Below are 26,116 nucleotides of genomic sequence, written 5' to 3' on the forward strand. Positions count from 1 at the left end.
GGAATGGCAGGCGATATGGTTACCTACACTTTCACGGTGACCAATACTGGGAATACGACCTTGAGCAATATTGTCATCAATGATTTATTGACAGCAAGCGTTAATCTGGCGGTTACTCCAAGCACCTTGGCACCAAACGCAATCGGTACTGCGACCGCAACTTATACAATCCAACAATCGGATGTTAATGTGGGACAAGTGACCAACAGCGCGACCGTAACGGGAACCACCCCAGCAGGCGGAACAGTGAGCGATACATCCGGAACGACAATTACCAATGACACTCCGACAGTAACCACACTGACTCCGAGTCCAAGCATAGCCGTGGTGAAAACYGGMGCYGTKGGYGGAACRGGAATGGCAGGCGATATGGTTACCTACACTTTCACGGTGACCAATACTGGGAATACGACCTTGAGCAATATTGTCATCAATGATTTATTGACAGCAAGCGTTAATCTGGCGGTTACTCCAAGCACCTTGGCACCAAACGCAATCGGTACTGCGACCGCAACTTATACAATCCAACAATCGGATGTTAATGTGGGACAAGTGACTAACAGCGCCACGGTAACAGGAACCACCCCAGCGGGCGGAACGGTGAGTGATACATCTGGAACAACGATTACCAATGATACTCCGACAGTAACCCCTTTGACCCCAAGTCCAAGCATAGCGGTTGTGAAAACCGGAGCTGTTGGCGGAACGGGAATGGCAGGCGATATGGTTACCTACACTTTCACGGTTACCAATACCGGAAATACGACCTTGAGCAATATTGTCATCAATGATTTATTGACAGCAAGCGTTAATCTGGCGGTTACTCCAAGCACCTTGGCACCAAACGCAATCGGTACTGCGACCGCAACTTATACAATCCAACAATCGGATGTTAATGTGGGACAAGTGACCAACACTGCCACGGTAACAGGAACCACCCCAGCGGGCGGAACGGTGAGCGATACATCTGGAACGACAATTACCAATGACACTCCGACAGTAACCACTTTGACTCCAAGTCCAAGCATAGCCGTGGTGAAAACCGGAGCCGTGGGCGGAACGGGAATGGCAGGCGATATGGTTACCTATACTTTCACGGTGACCAATACCGGGAATACGACCTTGAGCAATATTGTCATCAACGATGCTTTGACCAACAGCGTGAATCTGGCGGTTATCCCAAGCACCTTGGCACCAAACGCAATCGGTACTGCGACCGCAACTTATACAATCCAACAATCGGATGTTAATGTGGGACAAGTAACCAACAGCGCGACCGTAACGGGAACCACCCCAGCGGGCGGAACTGTGAGCGATACATCTGGAACGACAATTACCAATGACACCCCTACAGTAACCCCTTTGACTCCGAGCCCAAGCATAGCCGTGGTGAAAACCGGAGCCGTGGGCGGAACGGGAATGGCAGGCGATATGGTTACCTATACTTTCACGGTGACCAATACCGGGAATACGACCTTGAGCAATATTGTCATCAATGATTTATTGACAGCAAGCGTTAATCTTGCGGTAACCCCAAGCACCTTGGCACCAAACGGAATCGGTACTGCGACCGCAACTTATGTGATCCAGCAATCGGATGTTAATGCCGGACAAGTGACCAACAGCGCGACCGTAACGGGAACCACCCCAGCAGGCGGAACAGTGAGCGATACATCCGGAACGACAATTACCAATGACACTCCGACAGTAACCACACTGACTCCAAGTCCAAGCATAGCTATTGTAAAAACCGGAGCTGTTGGCGGAACGGGAATGGCAGGCGATATGGTTACCTATACTTTCACGGTTACCAACACCGGAAATACGACCTTGAGCAATATTGTTATCAATGATGCACTGACCAACAGCGTGAATCTGGCGGTAACCCCAAGCACCTTGGTACCAAACGGAATCGGTACGGCGACTGCAACTTATACGATCCAGCAATCGGATGTTAATGTGGGACAAGTGACCAACACTGCCACGGTAACAGGAACCACCCCAGCGGGTGGAACGGTGAGCGATACATCCGGAACGACAATTACCAACGACACACCGACAGTAACCACACTGACTCCGAGTCCAAGCATAGCCGTGGTGAAAACTGGAGCCGTGGGCGGAACGGGAATGGCAGGCGATATGGTTACCTATACTTTCACGGTGACCAACACCGGGAATACGACCTTGAGTAATATTGTCATCAACGATGCTTTGACCAACAGCGTGAATCTGGCGGTTACTCCAAGCACCTTGGCACCAAACGCAATCGGGACAGCGACTGCAACTTATACGATCCAGCAATCAGATGTTAATGCCGGACAAGTGACTAACAGCGCCACGGTAACAGGAACCACCCCAGCGGGCGGAACAGTGAGTGATACATCCGGAACGACGATTACCAATGACACACCGACAGTGACTATATTGAATCCACTTTTTAACATTAAAATTATGAAAGAGGGGGTTTATGAAGACAAGAATAAAGATGGTATAGCCAATGTAGGAGATGTTATAAACTATACGTTTACGATAACTAACACCGGTAATACTGTTTTAGAAAACATTACTATAAGGGATGATAATGTACCTACTGTAAGAGGAACCTTGAATAGTTTGGATGTGGGCGCCTCTGATGGCATCACTTTCACTGCAGTGTATTCGATCACAGATGCTGATATAGCATTAGGATATGTTTATAACTCAGCTATAGCATCTGCGATTTCTCCTGTAAAATCTACAATTACAGCTGTCTCTGCAGATCCTACTCCATGTATCACTTGTCCTGCAGATCCTAATTGTTTGACTTGTACAATAACAGCTATCCCTCAGGCTCCTTCTATCGCAATTGTAAAAAAAGCTGTCTTTGATGATAATAATGGAGATGGGTATGCAGAAATTGGTGAAACAATAAGTTATGCTTTCACAGTTATGAATACTGGAAATTTGGCTCTTACAAATGTTGTAGTTACCGATGCATTACCAGGAATTGTGATTAGTGGAGGAGAAATAAGCTTAGCAGTAGGAGCAACTGATGGTACATCATTTCATGGTCTTTATCATATAACTCAGCAAGATATTATCAAAGGATCTGTAAGTAATCAAGCTATGGTGAAAGGAACTACTCCCTCTGGTGCTGAAGTTGTTGATTTGTCAGATGACGACAGTCCTTTACAGGATGAACCTACAGTTTTGGGCATAGATGGTTGTAGCTTGGAAGCATTTAATGCAGTATCTCCTGATGGTGATGGTTTAAATGATTTCTTCCGTATTCGAGGGATAGAATGTTACCCTAAAAATACAGTTGAAGTATATAATCGTTGGGGAGTTAAGGTTTATGATGCAGAAGGGTATAATAACGATACTGTAATTTTTAGTGGTATTTCTGAAGGAAGGGCGACAGTTAATAAATCAGAAGGATTACCAAGCGGGACCTATTTTTATATAATTAAGTACGAAGATTTTAGTGGTAACGGAATTAATAAATCTGGGTATTTGAATATAAGTAGAGAATAATTTAAAAATTTTCGAGTCATCATTGTTATTTCTTCAGGATAAAAAAAATAAAGTATATGAAAAACCTACTAATTATTTTATTGTTAGTGAATGTGTCAATATATGCACAACAAGACGCCCAATATACAAATTACATGTATAATACTATCAACATCAATCCTGCATACGCAGGTAGTCGTGGAGTCACGAGTATTTTTGGCTTGCATAGAACCCAATGGGTAGGTCTTGATGGAGCACCTGTAACCAATACGCTCTCTGTAAATACTCCGATAGAGAATTCAAATTTAGGGATTGGCTTGTCTTTTGTAAATGACAGAATTGGGGCATCAGACGAGTCTGCAATTTCTGCAGACATATCGTATACGATTCGAACCTCCAGTACTTTTAAATTATCATTTGGAGTAAAAGGAACGGCTCATTTATTGAGTGTTGATTATACAAAACTAAATCGATACGATTTGAATGATCCGAAATTTCAGAATAATATTGACAATGAATTTTCACCCAATATTGGTGCCGGAGTTTATTTTTACTCAGATAAACTTTATTTGGGATTATCGGTTCCTAATTTTTTAGAAACGGATCTTTATAATGACAATGCTTCGGCGACCTCCTTAGAGCGTATGCATTATTATTTAATAGGAGGTTATGTTTTCGATTTAAGCTCCAGTATTCAATTCAAACCTGCCTTTATGTGTAAGTCAACTGCAGGATCACCACTTCAATTAGATTTATCCGCAAATTTTTTATTCAATGAAAAATTTGTTTTGGGTGCAGCATGGAGGTGGGATGCCGCCATGAGTTTTATGGCTGGTTTTCAAGTCAGTCAAGGGCTGTATATTGGGTATGGTTATGATTTAGAAACCACCCAATTAGCCAATTACAATTCAGGATCGCACGAAATATTTTTGCGATTTGAGTTATTCAAAAAACAAGAGAGAGTTGTATCACCGAGATTTTTCTAAAAAACGAGACAATTATGAAAAAAATAACTACTTATTTTATAGTGTTTATCATCAGTGTGATGAATTTATATTCACAAAAGTCAAGTTTAGCCAAAGGGGATAAAGAATATGACCTATTTGCCTATGTTGATGCCATAAAAACGTATGAACGACTATTTGAGAAAGGATATAAATCAGTTGATATGCTCGAAAAGTTAGGAAATGCCTATTATTTTAAAGCAGATTTACAGAATGCTGCCAAGTGGTATAGTGAGCTGTATTCTTTGTCTCCCGATTTAACGCCAGAATATTATTATCGTTATGCACAATCCTTGAAAGCAATTAAAGAATATGATAAGGCTGATCAAATGATGGCAAAATTTAGTCAAATGAATGCTAATGAGCGAAGATCAAAATTAGCTATCGAACAAAAAGATTATTTGGCTATTATTAAAAAGAATTCTGGGCGATACACTATAGAAAACGCTGAAATTAATACTGAGTATTCTGATTTTGGAAGCTCTTTTTTTGGTGATAAGATAGTATTTAGTTCTGCCAGAGGCAATGGGAAAGTTTACGAAAAAAAGGATTCGTGGACCGGTGAAGGTTACATTAGTCTGTATATGGCAAATAAAAATGAATATGGGGTACTCTCAGCAGTCGAGCGCATTCCTGGAAATATTAACTCCAAATACAATGAATCAACGGCTGTTTTTACAAAAAATGGAGAAACCGTTTATTTTACCAGAAATAATTATTTAGAGAAAAAAGGAAAAGATAAAAATGGAACAATATTATTGAAAATATATAGAGCAACGTTAACGAAAGGAGCTTGGGACAATATAACGGAATTACCGTTTAATAGTGATAATTACAATGTAGCACATCCTGCTTTAAGCCCTGATGAGAAATATTTATATTTTGCATCTGATATGCCTGGGACATTAGGGCAATCGGATATTTTTAAAGTTGCCATTAATTTTGATGGGAGTTTTGGAATGCCTGAAAATCTAGGCGATATTATTAATACAGAAGGCAGAGAAACATTTCCATTCATCACAGAAGACAATGAGCTTTATTTTGCTTCAGATGGGCATCCGGGATTAGGAGGGCTAGATGTATTTGTTTATAAAGTAGAAAATGACAAATGGTATAAAAAAGTATTAAATGTTGGAGAAACATTGAATAGTTCCAAAGATGATTTTGGTTTCGTGATTAATTCAGTTACACGACTTGGTTATTTTACTTCCAATAGGGATGGGGGAGTAGGGAATGATGATATTTATAAGTTTAAAGAGCTTAAAAAAATTCAGTATCCCTGCGAGCAATTTTTAGCTGGAAAAGTAACAGATAAAATAACAGGGATATCACTTGATGGGGCAAAAGTAACTTTGTTTGACAGTGAATATAAAATGCTAAAAGTAGTCATGGCCGATAGTAAGGGAGAATTTGATTTTGGAGCAGTTGGATGTAATACTAAATATTACATTAAAACTGAAAAAGAAGTATACAATACAATTGAAGTACCTGTAGCGATTGCAGATGAATCCGGGACAACGTTTGTGCCATTGATGTTGGATAAAGCTATTAAGGAATTGAAAGTTGGTGATGATTTAGCAATAGTATTAGAATTAAAAACAATTTTATTTGATTTGAATAAATCCAATATTAGACCAGATGCTGCAGTAGAATTGGCTAAAATTTTGGATGTAATGCAACAAAATCCAAACATAAAAGTTGATATCCGATCTCATACCGATAGCAGAAATAGTGCTGATTATAATAAAAAACTGTCTGATAGAAGAGCCAAATCGACTATGGCATGGCTTGTAAAAAACGGAATTGACAAAACCCGTTTAACAGCAAAAGGATATGGAGAATCCCAATTACTAAATAAATGTTCGGATGGCGTAAAATGTTCAGAATCTGAACATCAAGCGAACAGAAGAAGTGAATTTATTATAGTGAAGTAATAAAATTTACAAGGCTTCTTCCATAAAAAAAGTTTAATTTTTAGTAATATAAAAATTGAACATTTTATAAAGGGCGTTTATTTTAATTTCTGAGATTTAAATAAAAAAATATGCCACAACTCATTTTTTTTAAAAAACTTCGGTCTTCAAATCTTTTCATACTATTGATAATAGTGTTTCTTTCCTGTGCTTTGTTAATTGTAATTAATTTTTTTACAATTAAAATTTTATCAGCCAGCAGAGCATATGTCAATGGAGAATCTCATTATTCAAAAGCACAGAAAGATGCCGTTAGGCACCTCATAATTTATATATACACACAAGACAAAAGAGAATGGAAATTATATAAAGAAGAAATAAAAGTTCCTCAAGGCGATGGTATTGCACGAGTTGCTCTTTTAAATCATGCTGATGATACTATCATTAGAAATGGATTTTTGGCAGGTCGAAATAAAAAAGAAGACTTGGATGATGTCATTTGGATGTTTAAAAATTTTAAAAACGTTTCTTTTATGGCAAAAGCTATTAAGGAATGGGAGAAAGGGGACATTTTTATTAATCAGTTATCAATGATTGGCAATGATGCCAATCGGAAATTTAAAGCTTTAAAGTTTGATTCTGAAACCAAACAAAAAATGCTTCTCGAGATTAGTATTCTCAGTAACAAATTAACCATAAATGAACGCAATTTTTCGAATACGCTTGGAGAAGGAACGCATACTATTAAAGACTTACTAATCTATATAAATATCTTTTTTATTTTGATTATCATAAGTAGCGTTTGTTATTATTATTCCATAATGATTAATAGACTTATTGCCTCAAAAAAAGAAATTGAGATTAAAAACGAAAACCTGATTATGCTTAATGGTGAGCTCGATAATTTTGTTTACAGTGTTTCGCATGATTTGAGATCTCCTATTACTTCTATGAAGGGTTTGATTCAATTAGCAAAATTGGAAGATGATTTAGAACAAATTGGTTATTACTTGAAGTTAATGTCTAAAAGTCTTAATAGGCAAGATCAATTTATAAGCGATATTATAGATTATTCAAAAAATAAGAGAATACAAATACTTCTAAGGTCAGTAAGTCTTAACAAGCTAATAGATGATGCAATCAAACAACATAATTACAATAAGAACGCAGACAAGATTATTATTACCAAAGATTTATCAATAGATGAAATTCAAAGTGATAGTTTAAGGCTGAAAATTATTTTAAATAATTTACTTTCAAATGCGATAAAATATGTTGACGAAAACAAAAAAGAAATGACAATATCTATCAGAACATATAATTCCGGGATATTTCATAAAATTGAAGTTATAGACAACGGAATTGGGATTCAAGAAGAATATAAAGATCATATTTTTGATATGTTTTTTGTGATTAACAGTAATAAAGGTTCTGGTTTAGGCCTTTATATAGTAAAAGAGACTTTAGATAAACTAAATGGAAGTATTGCAGTATTTTCAGAGAGTAACGTAGGAAGCAAATTCACAGTAACAATACCTAATCTATATCTATATGGAAACTAAGTATGCTTTTTTGGTAATAGAAGACAATCAAATTGATCAGTTTATTACAAGACAATTATTCAAGAAAATGCTCGACATATCCGATATTAATATAGCCAACAATGGCAAAGAAGGAATTAGATGGGTATGTGATAATAGAAAAAAAATTAATGAGTCTTTAATTATTATATTGGACATCCAGATGCCTATAATGAATGGAATCCAATTTTTGCTTGAATATGAAAAATTAGAAGATGAACTAAAAAGAGAAACTCAAATTTTTATGGTTTCCTCGTCATTAGATAGTGATGAAATCAAACACCTCAAAGGTAATATTTATGTCACGGATTTTTTAAGTAAACCAATTTGCGTTAAGGAATTTAGCAAAAGAATATGCTGATTTTTTGAAATAGTTTTTTACTGTTTAAATATGTTTTCACTTTTTAAGGTTTTTATTTTTTTAAAAGTTTTGAAAGGAAACTTTTTGACTTTGTTTTTTCATTATTAGTAGTTATCGTTACTTCTTCATTATTAGTTATTGTTGCATTTTCTTGGATATTAGAAATTCTGAATTTTCTAAAGTCTTCTAATTTTTTATTTAATGTAGATTTTAACAGTTTTGTTTTTCTTGTATCTTTCATATATGTGATTTTATAAGGAATGCCTATTTTTTTACACAAAAATACTTTTTTAGAATAGATTTATATCCTTATTTAATTACTAGATTTTTATAAGATCTAAAATTTAACAAAACTTACTTAAAATGGGCATACTTTGTTAAATGTCATTAATGGGGTGTCATTATTATTGTTCAAGTTATTACTTTCGAATGATTAATCTCAAAAATCATTTATGAATAAACCGCTCTTGATAGTGATGATAATATTATAACCATGTGACTCCGGTAATTAAATATTCTTTACTGTTTTTGGGTAACGAGTCTTTATAATTCTCTTTTTTTATATTCAAAAAAGTCATCTGTGATTTCACAAAAAAAAATCATTTTATTACCTCAAGAATAACTCTAAATATATTCGAAAATTTAATTTCTTAAAATTAGTTTAAGTAAATGGAATATATTGGACTCAAAAAGAATAAAAGGATTTGCCCAAATCTGCCATACTATTAAATAATTTATAAACATTATTAAGCCCTTAATCTCTACTAAAAAAATGATAAAAAACTACCTAACAAATTTTAAAGGATTCAGCAAGGAAATCTGGATTCTAACTTTCATTACTTTCCTAAATCGTGCGGGCACGATGGTAATCCCCTTTCTTTCAAAATACATGAAGGAAAATCTATCCTTTTCATATAGCCAAATTGGATGGATAATGTTTTTCTTTGGAGCTGGCTCTTTAATTGGTTCTTGGTTAAGCGGTAAACTTTCAGATAAAATTGGATTTTATAAAGTGATGGTTTTTAGTTTATTTATGAGTGGAATAGTTTTTATTATTCTACAATATCTGACTTCATTTGAAAGCCTTTGTATAGGGATTTTAATTTTGACCTCGATTGCCGATATGTATCGACCTGCAATGCTATTGGCCTTGGATACTTATGAAAGCAAGGAAACAAGAACCCGCGCATTAACATTAACCAGAATTGCAATAAATACTGGGTTTTTAATAGGTCCTGTTTTAGGAGGATTGATAATTATGAATATTGGCTACAGTGGATTATTCTGGGTTGATGGTTTAACATGTATACTTGCAATTTTAATTTTTACGATAATGGTAAAAGAGAAGAAATTACCTTTTAAAATTAAAAAAATAAAAAGCGACACTAATTCAAATAAAATTATTTTCAGCGACAAACCTTTTTTATTGCATTTAGTTATTACAATGATAACTGGAATACTATTTTTTCAAATGTTCACAACGTTGCCATTATATTATAAAGAGCAATTTAACTTTACCGAATTTGAAACTGGTTTATTGCTGAGCTTTAGCGGTTTGATTTTGATTATTTTTGAACTTCCAATAGTTAGACTTGTCGAAGAGAAAAATATAGACAGAATTAAAGTAATTTCCTTAGGGATCCTATCGATGTCTGTGAGCTTATTATTAATGCTTCTTAGCGGTTGGAGTGGCGTTTTAATTCTTATGGCATGTTTCATGTCAATTGGAGTAATGCTTACTTTTCCTTTTGCTAATTCATTCGCCATGAGCAGAGTTCACATAAGTATCAAAGGAAGATATATAGCAATATTTACAATGAGTTATAGTTTTGCCCATATCTTAAGTGCGAAAACGAGTATGGCAATTATTGAAACTTACTCCTATCAAGCAAATTGGCTTTTTATGGGAACACTCGGCACGGCTGCTTTAATTTTATGTTATTGGTTATCGATAATGCTAAAGAATGAAAAGAGAAATATTGAACTCAAAATTAAAGAGTCATTTTTTTCTTAAAAAAAATAGTTTTTACACTATTTCGATAGATCTTATTACTTATCAATACATTATTTGGTTCTGAAAAATAATTCATTTTCAGTTTGTTCTATCTAATCAATTCAGATTATTTACCAATTACTATTTAATCAAACGCTTGTAATTTTTTATAAATGTTTTTCTATTTGCTTATCCAGAATGCATTGATTGGTTATTTATTGCTCGAATTGATAAACAGAACAAAATCATTCTCTAATTTGGTTGAAAAAAATCAGGATTTACCTAGTCTATTACCTTAGTTTAGATTATCTACGCAACCAAGAGGAAATGAAACCAAAAAATAAGATCAGAACCGAAATTACAATTCAACTCGGACTTATTTTTATCTTAATTTAAAAACAAAACCCAGTTTATATGGGTTGAATACTGCTTTTCGAAGATTTGTTTAAACTTTCGGATAGGAGCGATTAATAAAAACTTAGTATTATATTTTTCCTATAAATGGCCAAAATATTTATTTTTTAGCGTTTATAGAAATTTGTTCCCTTTGCTTTTATATTTATTTAATGCAATAATAATGTATTAATTAATTTACTTAAATAAATTATAATCATGGTTGACTTAGAAGAAATCGAAGAGATTAGGTCTAAAGATTTTTATTCTGTTATAGACATTATCTATGAATCTAAATTAATAGACGAAAGTCTGTTAAATACAGAAAATGCAATAGCTTTCATAAAACATAAATTAGACAGAAATAAAGCTAAAATTTTCGCAAAAAAAGATGGAGGCACACCCATTGCCTTTATGCTTTTATATTATAAAGTAAATCCATTATCTATGACTAGATACAACTGGCATATTTCTTACTTGTATGTCAAGCCTGCATTTCGAAGAGAGAAAATTGGGAAACAAATTATGCTTAAATGTATTGACTATGGTAGAAAAACTAGAGTAGAACACCTATCATTAAATACAGATATCGAGAATTATGCCGCTCACAAACTATATGAAGACTTGGGTTTTATTCGTCAAAATTTTATTGCAAATTATTATTCTTATGAACTTAAATTAACCAATTTGTAATCCCTATAAAACTACATTTTACGCAAGACAAAATGTGGACATTATACTAAAAAAAGAACTTTATGATCAAAAAAAAAACATTTAACCAATTTTAGTTTACTGAGCGGAATCCCAATCAATATAACAATTTTTACTTCCCATAATATAAATTATCTTTTTAGTATTTGCAATGAAAATGCTTTTCCATATTACAATTCACAAAAGGGGCACAAAAAAAAGCCTTAAAACATAAATGCTTAAGGCCTTCCTTTGATAGAGAAAATTCTCTAAATTAGAATGTTTAATTTATCAAATTGACAAGAATTTAATTTGAATAAAATTCTCATTTAAATGTAATTTTATAACATAAAAATTAAATTTTAGATTCGATATCTTTTTTATAACGATTAAGCATAGCTTTAGTCATTCCAATATTTCCTTTTGTAGAATCTACCGCTAAGTAAATTAAGTATTCTCCATTATCGGAAACATCCACAATATGAATTTGTGAAGAAAGAGTAAAAATAATATCATCAATTTTCTCATTTAATCCTAAAGAGGCAATAACATTCATTTTTGATTTTACAACTTCTAAATTAAAAGCCGATGCTAATTCCGGATCAAAAGAATCTACAGTTGTCAATGAATAATAAGAAATTCCGCTCTTGATTTCAGCAATTGCAACAGCAATAAAACCTGGCATATTGTCTTTTAGGTTTTCTCCGAATTGTTTTAAAAAATCTGACATAGTATATATATTTATAGGTTAAAATTTAAGAACTAAACTGTCGACTACTTTAAGAAGTAAACCTAATTTAGAAATATCACTTGTAGTTGTAATTAAAAATAAATCTTCATTTAATTTATTTCCAACTAATAATCCCGAATCCGTTTTTAGAATAATTTGTTTCAAATCGCTAAATTGCATATCCTCTAACATTTCTTTACACATTGTAAAAATGACATTAGACATTGCGGCTATATTTATTGCAAATTCTATTTTAAAAGAATCAACAACATCTCCATTTTTGTTGAAGACTAAAGCAGTTTCTAAACCAGTTTTTTCTAATTTTCCGAAATTCATTTAACTTTTTTTTTGTTTTACAAACACCAAGTGATTTATAATATGTATTAGCTGCTTTATCAAAAAATTTAATAAAACTTTGATTTTGTGAACTATTCTGTTTTGGGAATTCATTGTAGATGAATACAGGAATAATTGTAACCACCAGAGTATTTTATTTACAAATGATTTTACATCTAATCGTGCGAAAGTAGCAACTAGAAGAATAATAATGAAACTTCAGCAATGACATTTAACAAAGCATGTGTTTTTTGAGTAAGTTTTGTTAAATTAATCTACCATCAATGTCAATATTTTTGGATAAAAATTAATTAAGGATGAATGTATTTTAAAAAGTATTATATATAAATTATAAAAAAAATCATTAGAAGATAACTTCTATAGTAGTACCATTTCCTATTTTGGATGTTATTTTCAATTCTCCGTTTAATGTCTTTGTTCTTTCTTTTATATTTCTCAATCCAATACCTTGTTTTACCTTTCCCACGTTAAATCCAATTCCGTTATCCCAGATGCGAATGGTTATTTTATCTCCTGTTTTTAAAAGCATTATATAACATCTTTCTGCCTTGGAGTATTTATTACTATTCTGTATTGCTTCTTGAATAATGCGATAAACATGTATTTTATTAGAACTTGAAACAGTAGACCAATCGATATACTTATCTACTGATATGTCAAATTTTGTGCTGTATTGGTTTTGTTGGGATTCAACAAGATTTGTAATTATTTCGGGGAAACTTTTGTCTTCAAAAAGTAGGTTTTGAGTTAAATCATGCGAAATTCTTCTGATTTCATTCTCTGTTTTTTCAAGCTCTTTTACCAGTAGTTCTTTTTTATCTGTTTGGATTGAATCCAATTGAATTAAATTAAACCGAGTTGTAAAAACACTATTTACTATGCCATCGTGTAACTCCATCGCAATACGATTCCTTTCTTCATTACGAGCTTGTTCTGTTTCCGATTGATGTTTTAGCATCAATTGGTATATTTTCTCGTTAGCTTCTTGTTGTTTTTGGATAAAAAGGAGCTTTATGTTTTTGGATTTAAGACGGTATATGTTTAAAAAAACGAAGAAAGATAATGTTATTAGTGATATTAAAATGATAATAAATTTATTTCGCTTCAATAATACTTGATTTTTTTCTTCAACTAAATCTGTTTCATAGGCTATTCGAGCAAATTTATTTCTGGTAATTCTTTCGACTTTTTGTAAACTGTCGTTTATTCTTAGGTATTCGTTAGTGTAGTAGGTTTTATTTTTGGTATCATTCTCCATCAATAATTTCAGCGATTTAAGTGTTAATTCGCTGTATTCTATTTTTCGGGACAAATCAAATCCTGCTTTTATATTGGCCAAAGCATTTATTGTATCTTTTTTGAAAAGAAAATAGTCCCCAATATTAATTTTACTAGATACTATAAACGGTTTTATCCCAAGACTGTCACTTATTCTTAGTGATTTGATTAAGATTTCATCTACACCATCGTAATTACCCGATTTCATCTTCGAATAGGCAAGATTATCCAATAGCATCGCGTAATATTTTGGGTTTTCTTTTTTTAAATTTTTTGTTTGTAAACCTTTGTTGTAGAAACGTATAGCTTCACTATACTTCCCCATTTTTTCATAGACCCTTCCAATATTGTTGTAACAGGATATTCTATAACTTAATATTCTATCCGCGGGATAATTTTCTTTTTCCAGAATATCCAATTGGTATAAAGTCAAATTATAATAATGCAGCGATTTTTGATAGTTATTTAATTCTTTCAAAGAAATAGCTAGTAGATTATAGCAATTATAATACATTAAATTATTTCTTTTGATTTTAGAAAATATCCGTAATGCCTTGATAGATTGTGTTTCAGTTTCAGCGTAATTTCCCGTAACTGAAAGTGCAGATGCTTTAGAAAGCGCTGTCGCACCCAACATCAATGAATCATTTATAGCATTAAATAATTTTTCTGATTTGTTGTAGTAACTAAATGCACTATCATACTGTGACTTTTGATTATGATAATCTCCGATATAATATAATGATTTAGCAATGTGGGCAGTGTCTTTTTTTAAGCTTGCCAAATCAAATATTTCTATTGTTGTTGTTTTGTATTTTTCCAGGTCTCCTAACCCATAATATTTATTGGCAACTTTAAAGAGTAAGTTTCTGTTGATAGAATCATTTTTGTGCTTTAATAAATTATGATTGAGCGTATCTAATGCCTTTATCTTATCACAAGCTTTTATATTTAAAGTATCCATACCATTTAAGAAACTGACTACTCTTGTTTTATAGCCAGCATCTGCTTTTTTTTGACAGCCTGTTGTAAGTATTAAGATGGCAAGGAGGCATATTATATTTTGCTTTATTTTCAATTTTGATAAATTTTGGATTATTTGCAAAATTATGTATTTAAAATCAAAGGAATGACTGGTTATAGTTTGAAAAAAGTTGTATTTGCTTTGATTTGGTAAGATTTGAACAATTATCAGTTGTGGTTTTGTTTTTATTATTTGATTAATAACCGTTTGACTATCTTTGTTGATTTTAATATGAAATAATTAAGAAAATATTTATCAATAGTTATAATTATTGCTGTTAGTCGATTATTTCAGCTAGTAAGAGGAATGCAGCAAGCCGGATAAGTACTTATTTTTTGTTGCATAAAACTGTTTTTTTTATTAAAGTTAAAAACTTTTTGAATGAATGTACTTGTAGTGGATGATCATCCGATGACTGTGGAAGGCTATGTTAATGCCCTTTCAGAAGCTCCTTTTGGATTAAAATCACCCATTTTCTCAAAAGCCTATAACTGTGAGGAAGCGTATTCCTCTCTAATAAGAAATTCTGACGCTAATGAGTTATTCGATATAGCTATCATTGATAAAGGTTTACCTGGTTATGAAGAGAAATCTATTTTAACGGGGGGCGATTTGGCTGTTTTTATTAGAGAATTGATGCCTAGTTGTAAAATTATTATGATCACTGCACATACCGAAATTATCATTGTTTATGGAATCTATAAGAAAGTTCGACCAGATGGACTTATTATAAAAAATGATATTACACCTAATAAATTGCAGGAAGCCGTGATAGAAATTATGGAAGGCAATACATACCAAAGTGCAATGGTAAAAAACTGCATTAATGAAATATGGAAAAAAGAGCTGATGGTTGAAGATTACAATCGTCAAATTTTGTTCTATTTATCTAAAGGATTTAAAATAAAAGAGTTGGAAGGTGTTATCTGTCTGACAACGAGTGCTATCCAAAAACGCATTGTCCGAATGAAAAAAGCTTTTGAGGCAAAAGACGACTCAAGTCTAGTGAAAGAAGCTATCAAACAAGGATTTATTTAAAAACGCCTTTTCAATTTTAACATGTTTTACTTAAAAACAACCTTCTTTGTTAAAGGTTGTTTTTACCATATCTTGAATTCAGTTCTTCTTTATATGTTTGATGAGAAGTTATTCTAAACTCTACTTGAGAAAGAAACAAATGTATGCGAGATAAATTAAGTTGATGACTTAGTTGTTTGGTTGTGATGGATTTTAAAAACTAATTTACTTATGATAAAAAAAATACTTATTGTAGATGATCATTTTATTGTAAGGTCCGGAATGTCACTTTTATTGGAAAATGAAATAGATAACGTTCAAATTTTTGAGGCCAATGATTTTCAGGAAGCACTTGTTGAATGTGGCAAGGTTAGTTTCGATTTAGTGATATTGGATATCAATTTGCCTGGGGGGAAAAAATGCTATATGGTTGATGACTTGCGAGAGTTGCAAAAAGATGTCAAAATATTAATTTTTTCTGCCCATGAGGAAGAAATTTATGCTTTTCGTTATATCCAGGCTGGAGCAAATGGTTATTTGAATAAATTGAGTGATAGCGAGACTATTGTTAAAGCCGTAAAGACGGTTTTGGAAAAAGGAAAATTTATTTCAAATGACATACTCAATAAATTTATAGCATTTTCACAACAAAGAAAAGAAAGCAGTAATCCTTTGGGAGATCTTACCCATCGTGAATTGGAAATTGTTGAACTTCTTGCAAGAGGGTATGGAAACCTAGAGATAGCCAATGAGTTGGATATAAAAATGACGACCGTGAGTACCCATAAATTAAATGTTTTTAAAAAGGTTCACGTGACCAATGTTATCGAACTATCTGAATTGTTTAAAAAATTCACGGATTAATTATTTGTTTTCAGTTGTTTAATATGTTCTATTCCCAATGTTCCTTTTATTAATTATGTTTTTTTGTAAAGAAATCATGTTTAAATGATAATGGAACCTAAAGCACAGATTTTGGTTCTTTAAAAAAATATTTATAGGAATTTAAATAAAAAGGGGATGTGTTAAACACATCCCCTTTTTGTGGAATCGCCGGGAATCGAACCCGGGTCCAAACAAGCAACCAAAGAGCTTTCTACACGCTTATTTCCTGAATAGATTTTCGACTTGGAGTTAGGTCAGGAACAACCGCTCTTTGCTTAGCTTCTTTAATTTCRAAATCCACCCGAAGCATATGGAAATCTAGGTTTAAATTTACGATTTACCTTTATCGACCGCTATAAACCAAAGCTTTCGAGGTAAATCCTGCTTTCCTACCTGGTAGGACGAGGCTAATCTTACTATGATTCAGATTATGCAGCAAGAGCGTAGTTTCCTTCGCCGTGTAAAATGTTTGAGACCTTTTATTWACGAGAATTRTCCCAGTTCTCGACGTGCTTACTTTTCAATTCGACTTGCTGTCAAAACCAGTCGACCCCATTTTATTTTAGATTGCAGGTTGCAATTTCAAATCTTCTGCAAAGATAGATTAATTTATTGGCAATATCAATGGTGATTTCAATATCGATGTCAATATTAATACCAAATCAAAAATCTAATTTCTATTTTCTAAAATCTATATTCTAATATCTGAATTCTGCCTTCTGTAATCTATTCATCTGCCACTTTAAAAGGATAATCACCAAATATCACAGAGAGTTTTCGAACCGCATAAGTATTTCTGCTGAATTTATTTGACAAAGCGATTATAGTTACATTTTCGTCTTTCAGAGGGATATAGGAAGAGGTAAAACCATGCCACCAACCGTTGTGAAAATAGAAATTCTTGCCATTTTCCCAATTGATCATTCGAATACCCAATCCGTAATTCTTGGTTCCTTTTCTTTCGTTACTGTAGCCTGTGTACACTTGTGCTAACAAAGCTGGTTCCAAAAAGGATGGAGAGTTTCTAGCTCTGTCAAATTTCAATAAATCTCTTGGAGTGGAGTAGATGTTCTTGTCCCCATAAATCTTGTCAAGGTAATCAATTCCAATTTCTACCCTGTTAGCTTTATAGGATGGAGCCACATTATGTTTGTCTTTGTCAAAATCCAGTACAAAAGTATTGGTCATACCGAGTGGTTTGAAAATGATTTGAGCCATTGCATCTCTATAGGACATTTTGGTTACTTTTTCGATAATCAAAGCCAACATCGCATAATTGGTATTGCAATAGGCAAATCGGGTACCTGTTCTTTGTTCCAATCCAATATTTTTGGTTCCCATAATGGTCAATATGTCTTGGTTGGTGAGTGTATTGTGCCTGTCCCAAACACTTTTATCGCGATCCGTAAAATAGGCATAACTGCGCATTCCACTTCTATGGTCAAGTAACATTCTAATTGTAACATCTGGATAGGGAAACTCTTTAAGAAAATCAGTAACTTTTTGATCCAAGTCAATTCTTTTGGCGTTGACCAATTTCAAAACTGCAGTTGCAGTAAGCACCTTACTTACCGATGCAATATGAATAGGGGTAGTACTCGTTATCGGTGTTTTATCTCTCAGGTTGGCATAACCTTCATATTTTTCATAGATAATCTGACCGTTTTTGGCAACAAGAAAACCTCCATTCATACTATTATTAGGCCAGTTTCTATTGTAAAAAGAATCTATCTTTCTATATTTTTCGGCTATATAATCAGCAGTAAGTTTTGGTTCATTAACCAAAGGGGTCATTTTTGGCAATACATTTTTGGGAAGATCGGCATCTTTTAATTCCGCTTTTTCTGCGTGTTTAGTGTCGTTTTTACATGAGCTCACTATTACGTTTAGGAGCAGTAAATTTAGTATAATTGCCTTTTTTGTATAATTCATTTTCGTGGTACTAAAGAAGCAAATATATAGAAACAAATACTTTTGGTTTATAGTTTTTTTTAAAATTTAACTTTTTTTTGAAAGCAATTTTTATTTAGCTGATGCTCAGAATAAAATATGAAATGCAGTTTGCTGAATTATATGGGAAATCTAATGATACATATCAGAACAAAACATCGCAAAATAAAAACAAATAAACTTCATTATTTTTTTTAATTGGAATGCAGAATCTTGTTAAACTGTAAATAGTTCCTACCCGTTGGGTGCAATTATTTTTAAACACATAGAAACATAGAATTTATAGTTTTTAAAAGTACTTGATATATGTTTTACTATTCAGATAGTCAATCTATGTGAAAAATAGTGCTATTTCTATTCGCTCTTAAAATGATTTGATATTAAATCTATGTATCTATGTGTTTCATTTTTTAATTGAATTTCACCCAACGGGTTTATTTGTTATAAAGTATATGGATTTATGATAAAAAAAAATGAGCGTTTCTTAGGGGTATTTGCTTATAATAGGTTGAAAATTAATAAAAATGATTAACTTAGATTTACTATACTTGTATGTGTTTTAATCAAATTTTCATCAGACTATTTTTGAAATATCTTACGGTATTAGATTAGTAAAATATGAAACGAATCTTAATTTGGACCCCAATCATAAAGGTGTACTGATAAGTTAATTCATGTGAAAAATGTATAAAATAATTTTAATGCTTTTGACTTAGGTAGGATAGTGCCTTGTCTTTTTTTTTTACTATTAAATTTATAATGCATTTGGCCGAATAATTCGAAGAGGGAATGTTATGTGCGATTTTATTACTTATTTTTAGGAGCAGATTTGTTTATTATTAACCGTAGTCACAATGAAAAAGCAATACTTATTAATTATTCTGATCTGTATTTCGGGTTTACGAACACAAGCTCAATTGCAAATAGCTTCAGCCGGAACAAATTATCTTATCACTTTTGATGGCAATATGGCTGGGGTTAACAATGGTGCTTTTCAGGGTACAGGTTTCAGTCCAAGTCCAGTCGCAGGACAATTAAGTTCGAACGCTTGGGCAACCACTGGTATGTCCGAAGGGAATTCTGATTTTGGTGAGACAAAAACATCGGGTGTTTTTGCAAAGGGAATAAGTGTAGGAGGGGTAGTGGATGGCGGTTTTTATGCCTTTGATGTTGACGAAAAAAACAATACCACAAATTACGCGCTTGGTTTTCAGCCCACTCAGAATGATTTTACACCGGGATCAATTACTTTAAAAATAGAAAATACAACAGGTCAATATATTGAAGCAATCAATTTGGCGTTTAAGATCTGGAATTTTAATGATTTCGATTATTCTACCAAACTCAGTTTTGCCTATTCATACGATAATATCACTTTTGTCGATGTATCGGTGCTTAACTACAGTTCACCTGCCGTATTTGTTGCGGATCCTTTCCAAGGTGGTGCAAAATGGGAGTCAAGTTTAATTGGGACAGTTATTAATGATTTGGCGGTTCCGAATAATGGCTTTATTTATTTGCGCTGGACAACCGACGATTTGAATGCCTTAACAACCGAATCCCGTGATGAAATTGCCCTTGATGATATTAATGTTGCTGTCTCAACTGTTGCAAATCCGGCTCCATTGATTGAAAATGTTGTGTACACACCTTACCCAACCACCAGCGATGCGATTACGGTTACAGCCAATGTAAGCGATGTAAATGGAACCGTTTCATCGGTGATACTCAAATACGGAACCAGTACGGGTTTGTATACTGCAACTCCACTTATGACTAATAGTTCGGGGAATCAATATACCTATACCATTCCTGCGAATACCTTCATTAATAACAGTCCGGTGTTTTTTGCGATTGAAGCGAGCGATAATGCGTCTGCTACTAGAATTTCAAATGAATATTCACTAAATATCCGCAATGCGGTTACTACCACTTTGCCCTATTCCCAATCTTTCGATACCAACTTGAGTGATTGCTACCCAATCAGCGTGAAAGGTTCCAAAAAAAGCTGGTATTGGAGCTCAGAAAAAAATGATCAATTTGCGGAAGGTTCTGGATATAACACTGGCGAAGAAGAGGAAGACTGGCTTATTTTGCCAGGTGTTGTGTTAAGTACCGCTCAAGCCGAATTTATAGATTTTGAGACCTATTATAATTTTGGAATCGATGGCGTAGGTACATTTGATTTAGTATATTCGACTGATTATCCCGGAACTGGAAGTCCCGAAGGATTTACCTGGACGACTCTAGATTTCCAGAAGCCAACAAAGAAACAACAATGGTATTATTCCGAATTGATTGAACTTCCTTCTTTTCTGTCCGGCACAGTTTACCTGGCATTTAAATACACCAACCCGAATTACGAATACCGCACCTGGAGGGTAGATAAAATAAACATTACCAGCTCGACCGTTATTTATCCAGAACCAACTAATTATCCCACAGCTTTTACAGCAACTGCACCAAATGGTTCCACCATCGTTACAACCTGGGTTGATGCAGTTGGCACTAATTTACCTTTTGGTTATCACTTACAAGTGAATACAACGGGTGTTTTTACGGCGCCTGTCGATGGAGTTTCGGTTGATCCAGATGTGGATTTGAGTGACGGCGAAGGCAGTATAAACATCTTTCACGGAGGTTTTGAAAATGTTCCTTGGACAGGTTTGCTCCCCAATACGACCTATTACTTTAGAATATACTCCTATTCCAATTCGGGGGATTTAATCAATTTTAAAACAGACGGTTCTCCACCAACTGTCTCTGCAACCACAACTGCAGGAAGTAGTGCCCAGCCAGGTGATGTAATTATTACCGAATTTATGGCAGCACCGGGCAGTGCATCCGATTCTTATGGCGAATGGTTCGAAATTTTCAATACGACCAATGCACCCATAAATTTAGATGGTTGGGTAATTGAAAGCTCCGATGGTGTAACCAATGTAAAACATACTATTTTTAGTAATCCCCAACTAATTATTCCCGCAAAAGGTTTTCTGGTACTCGGGTTAAACGCAGATGGTGTAACCAATGGAGGTGTACCCGTTGATTATGTCTATGATAAAATTTTCTTGAGTAACACTGACGATTACCTAAGAATTAGAACCGATAATCAAACAGAAATGGATTTTATTGATTGGAGCGAAACTGCTGTTTGGGGAATCAGGACTGGTCAATCGTTGATCTTTATTGCTGAGTCGTTAACTGCCGATAACAATGACGGACATAACTGGATTCCATCATTAATACGAGAGAAAGGGTACAGTAATAGCACTCAAACGGATCTGGGATCTCCCGGAACAAACGGCTTGTTTCAGAACCTGATTCAGTCGACCACCTGGACAGGAACAGGCAATTGGAGTGAAGGGAACAAACCCGGACAAACCAATTGGAGCAATGGTTCGCCGGGATCAAATGTGCAGGTGACCCTTCAGGGAACTTCAACGGTTGATTTTCCCTTGGTTTTTCCAGCCAAATGTGGCAAACTGATTATTGATCCCTCAATAGGTAATTTGATTATTCCTCCTGGAAAAGCACTTAGCACTAAATAAAAAGATGAAGATTCTAATGGAAAAAGAAATAAGAAAATATTTGCTACTCATTTTTTTGATGGGAGTAGTCCTCCAAGGATGGTCACAGGGAAAAGTGATTATTCAATCGGATGCAACTAGTACTGGAAGTTTAATTCTTGGGCCACAAAGCAGCGTTGTAAGCGTTGAAGTAAGCGCATTTATTCCAAGTGCAAATTGGCATATTATTTCGCCATCGGTTTCCGGTCAACAATTGGGAACCTTTGTAACCAATAACGGGATAGTGAATAATTCAACTTTCGGCGATTATGATTTGTCACCATTAGACGAATCAACAAATAAATGGGAACCTTTTACACAGAGCTCCAATACCAACCCGATGGTAGTTGGAAAAGGATATGCAATTAGAAAAACTGCCGCTGGTAATGTAACTTTCTCGGGAACGATAAATACTGGGACAATCCTTGTTCCAATCACCAAAAACAACTTAGCTTGGAATGCTTTGGGCAATCCTTATACTTCAGCAATAAAAATTAAAGGTGACGATGGCTTCCTTACCAAAAACCAGTCATCAATGGATCCAAGTTTTTCTGGTGTTTACATTTGGGATCACACACAGGGACATTATGTTGTTATTACACAAGCCGGTTATGCGTTTCCAGCACCTGGAGGAGAAACCGAACTGGATCAGGATAATATTGCAGTGGGACAGGGATTTGTTGTAAAGGCGAAAGCTAATGGAACAGTTATTTTTGACAGCCTGATGCAAGAACACGCATCTGTTAGTGGTGGTATCGCTTCTCAGACTTTCAATTCGTGGCCTGCAATTAGGATAACCGTTACAGATGATAAGAATAAAAGCAGTACGGTTGTAACGTTTAATAATGAAATGAAAAAGGATTTGGATCCAGCCTTCGATGCCGGTATGTTCAAAATGAATGAAGGAATTGATCTTTATACTCATTTGCTCGATGACAATGGTGTCGATTTTGCAGTTCAATGTCTTCCTCTTAACGATTATGAAACCTTCCGAATTCCTTTAGGACTTGACTATCCCGCAGGCGGACTGGTTCAGTTTACTGCTGAAACAGTTGATTTGCCTGAAGGAATGGAATTTTATATTGAAGATAAAACGACAGGGGCTCTCTCACGAATTGACAGTGACAAAACAGGATATTCAGTTACCCTTCCGAGTCAATTTAAAGGAACTGGACGATTTTACCTATTGGCACGTCAAAAAGGATTCAGGTAACAAATCGGGTGTTCGGTTGTCATTTTTGTTGTCAGACTTTTATGAATTTTATATTTTAAATTAAAAAAAAATTGGGTAAGTTACAGAAATATAGTCCATTAACATTGGTTTGCCAATCCTTGCTGCATATCGTGGCGAATATTTCTTTTGCTTTATTCCTGCTTTTGTTGGAAAACCATCGCGGGGCAATTTTGCCGGTAGTTTTGGTTTTTGGTGGTTTTAGTATCTTGATTCATAAGCTATTCACTTTAAAACCGGAAAGCTTATGAAACGACTTATATTTTTCTTAAAAAATAATTTTGCTTTATACCTTGTTGTTGTGTTGGTTTTTCTGATTCAGCAAACTGCAATGGGGCAAATACAAGGCTTGGCTTCTATAACTCCTGTTTGTTTGGGAAAACCTTCAACTATAACCGTTTCCTCTGATAGTTTTCTTGCGAATGTTTCTTATACTGTTACCTATTCTTTAAGCGGAGCAAATACAGCTACCGAATCAATAGGTATGTCTGGAACATCGGCAGGAACACGTACTTTTATAGTTCCGACAAGCTCGTTAACTTCTTCAGGTACCACCACAGTAACAATCACACAAATTGATGCAGGTGACATTACAGTAAACAATACGGTGGATATTACTGTTGTTCCTCCATTTACAGCAGGAGAAATTTCAAATACTGGAGAAACGATTTGTTCGGGGAATATTCCAACCCTAACAATTGGAAGTGTAACCGATGCCAGCGGTGGTGGCGGTTCCATTGTCTATCAATGGCAATACAGTACTGATAGTACATTTTCAACAGCTGTAACAACAATTTCAGATAGTTCAACTGATCCAAATTCACCTCCACCACCCATCCGTTCAGGGTCAGTTATTGGAGCTACTTATGCGCCAACTCAAACATTAGCACAAACTACCTATTACCGCCGTCTGGCAAAGGATGGAGTTTGTGATACTGCATTTACAAGTTCATCCGGAATATGGACTGTAACTGTCAACCTCTCTCCTAATCTTTCAAATTTTTCAACAGGCGCTTCGGACGCTTGTTTAGGTTTTGTATCTCAGGTAACTATTTCTTCAACAACTCTTGCCGATGGGAATTATAATGTAACTTATATATTGTCTGATGCAAATTCAGGTACTGAAACCAAAAATGTTACATTCAGTGGTGGCAGTGGAACTTTTAACACAATAGCATTGAATAATTCTGGTAATACAGTCGTTACAATAACCAATATCGAAAAGGGTGGATGCAGTGTAGTTCCTGTCACTGGGCAAAACAGTGTTTTTGTGGTCGATGAAATTGTTATCGCCTCTGTTTCCATTTCGACATCTTCTACCACACTTTGTATTTCGCCTTCAAATAAAACGTTTACGGCAACCACTATAAATGGTGGACCATTTACCTTATACGAATGGAAAGTAAATAGCATTATTGTTTCTACAACAGCCAACAATGTTTTTACCCGTTCCATTTCCGTGGGGGACAAAGTGATGTGTAACGCATACTCGTTAAAATCTTGTGCAACACCTAAACCAACAATTAGTAATGAAATAACACTGGAAGCCGATACTGTAGCTCCACTTATCAGCTGCCCAGCCAATGTTACAGTTTCGGCTGATGCGGGTTTATGTACTGCTTCGGGTGTTTTGTTGGGAAATGCACCCACAACCGACAATTGTGGTGTAATTTCAGTAACCAACAATGCCCCTGCCAATTTCTCTATTGGAACAACAACCGTTACCTGGACGGTTACTGACGTTTCGGGAAATACCGCTAGCTGTACACAGACTGTGACTGTGACAGATAATGAAAAGCCTTTGTTAACCGTTCCAACAACAGATTTAGCATTAGGCTGCAATCCAATAACATTACCGACAACAACAAGTGTAGTAGATGCATCAAGTGCAACTGACAACTGTTCAGTTACCATCTCGGCAGTTGCTGGAGCCATCATTGGTTCCTGCAGTAAATCACAGATTTTCACCGTAACTGCTACTGATGGATCTGGAAATACCGATATTAAAACGGTTACCTATAGCTGGAGTAACGACACGGAGCTTCCAGTGATCACCTTGACCCCGGCAGACACAGTACTTTGCAATCCGACAGCAGCAGAAATCACAGCAGCCTTCGGCACCGCCAATGTAAGCGACAACTGCTCAACGGGCTTAACAGCAACCGGTACCGAAGCAGCAGAAACAGGCTCGGGTTGTACGTTCTCTACCACCAAAAACTGGACGGTAACCGATGCTTGCGGGAACACAGGCTTGGCTTCGCAAACGGTAACTTATACTAGAGACACGGAGTTTCCTGTGATCACCTTGACCCCGGCAGGCACAGTAYTTTGCAATCCAACGGCAGCAGAAATAACGGCAGCTTTCGGCACCGCTTCGGTAAGCGATAATTGTTCAACAGGCTTAAGTGCTATTGGCAGCGAAGCAGCAGAAACAGGCTCGGGTTGTAGTTTCTCTACCACCAAAAACTGGACGGTAACCGATGCTTGCGGAAATACAGGCTTGGCTTCACAAACGSTAACTTATACCCGAGACACGGAACTTCCGGTGATCGCCTTGACCCCGGCAGGCACGGTACTTTGTAATCCGACAGCAGCAGAAATCACAGCAGCCTTCGGTACCGCTTCGGTAAGCGACAACTGCTCAACGGG

Annotated in this window: 17 protein-coding genes and 1 other RNA gene; 12 read left to right on the forward strand and 6 right to left on the reverse strand. The window is 34.9% G+C overall.

Features of this window, described 5'->3' with window-relative positions:
- The 5 genes from AC1DY0_RS17905 to AC1DY0_RS17925 form a co-directional block, all read left to right on the forward strand.
- A partial coding sequence (locus AC1DY0_RS17905) for a DUF7507 domain-containing protein (protein WP_477189950.1) occupies nt 1–3,513 on the forward strand: 3,513 nt, incomplete at its 5' end.
- A gap of 56 nt (nt 3,514–3,569) precedes the next feature.
- Nucleotides 3,570–4,478 (forward strand): PorP/SprF family type IX secretion system membrane protein, encoded by a 909-nt coding sequence (locus AC1DY0_RS17910; RefSeq protein WP_477189951.1) that lies wholly within the window; start codon nt 3,570–3,572, stop codon nt 4,476–4,478.
- Between the two features lie 14 nt (nt 4,479–4,492).
- Nucleotides 4,493–6,430, forward strand: coding sequence for an OmpA family protein (locus AC1DY0_RS17915; RefSeq protein WP_477189952.1), 1,938 nt, complete (start codon nt 4,493–4,495; stop codon nt 6,428–6,430).
- 110 nt (nt 6,431–6,540) lie between these two features.
- Nucleotides 6,541–7,971, forward strand: a complete 1,431-nt coding sequence (locus AC1DY0_RS17920) for a sensor histidine kinase (RefSeq protein ID WP_477189953.1) — start codon at nt 6,541–6,543, stop codon at nt 7,969–7,971.
- A complete protein-coding gene (locus tag AC1DY0_RS17925; RefSeq protein ID WP_477189954.1) occupies nt 7,961–8,350 on the forward strand; it encodes a response regulator in 390 nt (129 codons plus the stop codon). Before AC1DY0_RS17920 ends, AC1DY0_RS17925 begins: the two co-directional genes overlap by 11 nt.
- A 52-nt stretch (nt 8,351–8,402) precedes the next feature.
- On the opposite strand, the gene AC1DY0_RS17930 is transcribed toward AC1DY0_RS17925, so the two are convergent.
- On the reverse strand, nt 8,403–8,591 hold the full coding sequence (locus tag AC1DY0_RS17930; RefSeq protein WP_477189955.1) for a hypothetical protein: 189 nt from the start codon (nt 8,589–8,591) through the stop codon (nt 8,403–8,405).
- Nucleotides 8,592–9,122: 531 nt separating this feature from the next.
- Between AC1DY0_RS17930 and AC1DY0_RS17935 the strand changes: the two genes are divergently transcribed.
- Nucleotides 9,123–10,364 (forward strand): MFS transporter, encoded by a 1,242-nt coding sequence (locus AC1DY0_RS17935; RefSeq protein ID WP_477189956.1) that lies wholly within the window; start codon nt 9,123–9,125, stop codon nt 10,362–10,364.
- A 591-nt stretch (nt 10,365–10,955) separates the two neighbouring features.
- Nucleotides 10,956–11,429 carry a GNAT family N-acetyltransferase gene (locus AC1DY0_RS17940; protein WP_477189957.1) on the forward strand — a complete coding sequence of 158 codons (474 nt, stop codon included), beginning with the start codon at nt 10,956–10,958 and terminating at the stop codon, nt 11,427–11,429.
- A gap of 352 nt (nt 11,430–11,781) precedes the next feature.
- Here AC1DY0_RS17940 and AC1DY0_RS17945 read toward each other — a convergent pair whose 3' ends face one another.
- The 3 genes from AC1DY0_RS17945 to AC1DY0_RS17955 form a co-directional block, all read right to left on the reverse strand.
- The gene (locus tag AC1DY0_RS17945) at nt 11,782–12,156 is read right to left on the reverse strand and encodes a hypothetical protein (RefSeq protein ID WP_477189958.1); all 375 of its coding nucleotides are present in this window, start codon (nt 12,154–12,156) and stop codon (nt 11,782–11,784) included.
- Nucleotides 12,157–12,174: 18 nt separating this feature from the next.
- Nucleotides 12,175–12,492: a roadblock/LC7 domain-containing protein gene (locus AC1DY0_RS17950; protein WP_477189959.1), complete on the reverse strand. Its 318-nt coding sequence runs from the start codon at nt 12,490–12,492 to the stop codon at nt 12,175–12,177.
- Between the two features lie 364 nt (nt 12,493–12,856).
- A complete protein-coding gene (locus AC1DY0_RS17955) occupies nt 12,857–14,869 on the reverse strand; it encodes a tetratricopeptide repeat-containing sensor histidine kinase (protein WP_477189960.1) in 2,013 nt (670 codons plus the stop codon).
- A 327-nt stretch (nt 14,870–15,196) separates the two neighbouring features.
- On the opposite strand from AC1DY0_RS17955, the gene AC1DY0_RS17960 reads away from it, so the two are divergent.
- Together AC1DY0_RS17960 and AC1DY0_RS17965 are read left to right on the forward strand one after the other, a co-directional pair.
- Nucleotides 15,197–15,853, forward strand: coding sequence for a response regulator (locus AC1DY0_RS17960; protein ID WP_477189961.1), 657 nt, complete (start codon nt 15,197–15,199; stop codon nt 15,851–15,853).
- 210 nt (nt 15,854–16,063) lie between these two features.
- On the forward strand, nt 16,064–16,696 hold the full coding sequence (locus tag AC1DY0_RS17965; RefSeq protein ID WP_477189962.1) for a response regulator: 633 nt from the start codon (nt 16,064–16,066) through the stop codon (nt 16,694–16,696).
- A gap of 178 nt (nt 16,697–16,874) precedes the next feature.
- Here the strand turns inward: AC1DY0_RS17965 and ssrA are convergent.
- Nucleotides 16,875–17,271, reverse strand: a transfer-messenger RNA (tmRNA) gene (ssrA, locus tag AC1DY0_RS17970).
- 172 nt (nt 17,272–17,443) lie between these two features.
- Nucleotides 17,444–18,649 (reverse strand): serine hydrolase domain-containing protein, encoded by a 1,206-nt coding sequence (locus AC1DY0_RS17975; RefSeq protein WP_477189963.1) that lies wholly within the window; start codon nt 18,647–18,649, stop codon nt 17,444–17,446.
- An 872-nt stretch (nt 18,650–19,521) separates the two neighbouring features.
- Between AC1DY0_RS17975 and AC1DY0_RS17980 the strand changes: the two genes are divergently transcribed.
- From AC1DY0_RS17980 to AC1DY0_RS17990, 3 genes are all read left to right on the forward strand, one after another.
- Nucleotides 19,522–22,218: a lamin tail domain-containing protein gene (locus tag AC1DY0_RS17980; RefSeq protein WP_477189964.1), complete on the forward strand. Its 2,697-nt coding sequence runs from the start codon at nt 19,522–19,524 to the stop codon at nt 22,216–22,218.
- Between the two features lie 16 nt (nt 22,219–22,234).
- Nucleotides 22,235–23,449, forward strand: coding sequence for a hypothetical protein (locus tag AC1DY0_RS17985; RefSeq protein ID WP_477189965.1), 1,215 nt, complete (start codon nt 22,235–22,237; stop codon nt 23,447–23,449).
- 265 nt (nt 23,450–23,714) lie between these two features.
- Nucleotides 23,715–26,116: HYR domain-containing protein (locus AC1DY0_RS17990; RefSeq protein ID WP_477189966.1), on the forward strand; the 2,402-nt coding region annotated here is incomplete at its 3' end.

It is taken from the genome of Flavobacterium sp. P1_E4 (assembly GCF_056405915.1).

Excerpts from the sequence above, each read along its gene's own strand:
- AC1DY0_RS17910 (WP_477189951.1), top strand. The coding sequence starts at position 3,570 with ATGAAAAACCTACTAATTATTTTATTGTTAGTGAATGTGTCAATATAT.
- AC1DY0_RS17915 (WP_477189952.1), top strand. The coding sequence starts at position 4,493 with ATGAAAAAAATAACTACTTATTTTATAGTGTTTATCATCAGTGTGATG.
- AC1DY0_RS17920 (WP_477189953.1), top strand. The coding sequence starts at position 6,541 with ATGCCACAACTCATTTTTTTTAAAAAACTTCGGTCTTCAAATCTTTTC.
- AC1DY0_RS17925 (WP_477189954.1), top strand. The coding sequence starts at position 7,961 with ATGGAAACTAAGTATGCTTTTTTGGTAATAGAAGACAATCAAATTGAT.
- AC1DY0_RS17930 (WP_477189955.1), bottom strand. The coding sequence starts at position 8,591 with ATGAAAGATACAAGAAAAACAAAACTGTTAAAATCTACATTAAATAAA.
- AC1DY0_RS17935 (WP_477189956.1), top strand. The coding sequence starts at position 9,123 with ATGATAAAAAACTACCTAACAAATTTTAAAGGATTCAGCAAGGAAATC.
- AC1DY0_RS17940 (WP_477189957.1), top strand. The coding sequence starts at position 10,956 with ATGGTTGACTTAGAAGAAATCGAAGAGATTAGGTCTAAAGATTTTTAT.
- AC1DY0_RS17945 (WP_477189958.1), bottom strand. The coding sequence starts at position 12,156 with ATGTCAGATTTTTTAAAACAATTCGGAGAAAACCTAAAAGACAATATG.
- AC1DY0_RS17950 (WP_477189959.1), bottom strand. The coding sequence starts at position 12,492 with ATGAATTTCGGAAAATTAGAAAAAACTGGTTTAGAAACTGCTTTAGTC.
- AC1DY0_RS17960 (WP_477189961.1), top strand. The coding sequence starts at position 15,197 with ATGAATGTACTTGTAGTGGATGATCATCCGATGACTGTGGAAGGCTAT.
- AC1DY0_RS17965 (WP_477189962.1), top strand. The coding sequence starts at position 16,064 with ATGATAAAAAAAATACTTATTGTAGATGATCATTTTATTGTAAGGTCC.
- AC1DY0_RS17975 (WP_477189963.1), bottom strand. The coding sequence starts at position 18,649 with ATGAATTATACAAAAAAGGCAATTATACTAAATTTACTGCTCCTAAAC.
- AC1DY0_RS17980 (WP_477189964.1), top strand. The coding sequence starts at position 19,522 with ATGAAAAAGCAATACTTATTAATTATTCTGATCTGTATTTCGGGTTTA.
- AC1DY0_RS17985 (WP_477189965.1), top strand. The coding sequence starts at position 22,235 with ATGGAAAAAGAAATAAGAAAATATTTGCTACTCATTTTTTTGATGGGA.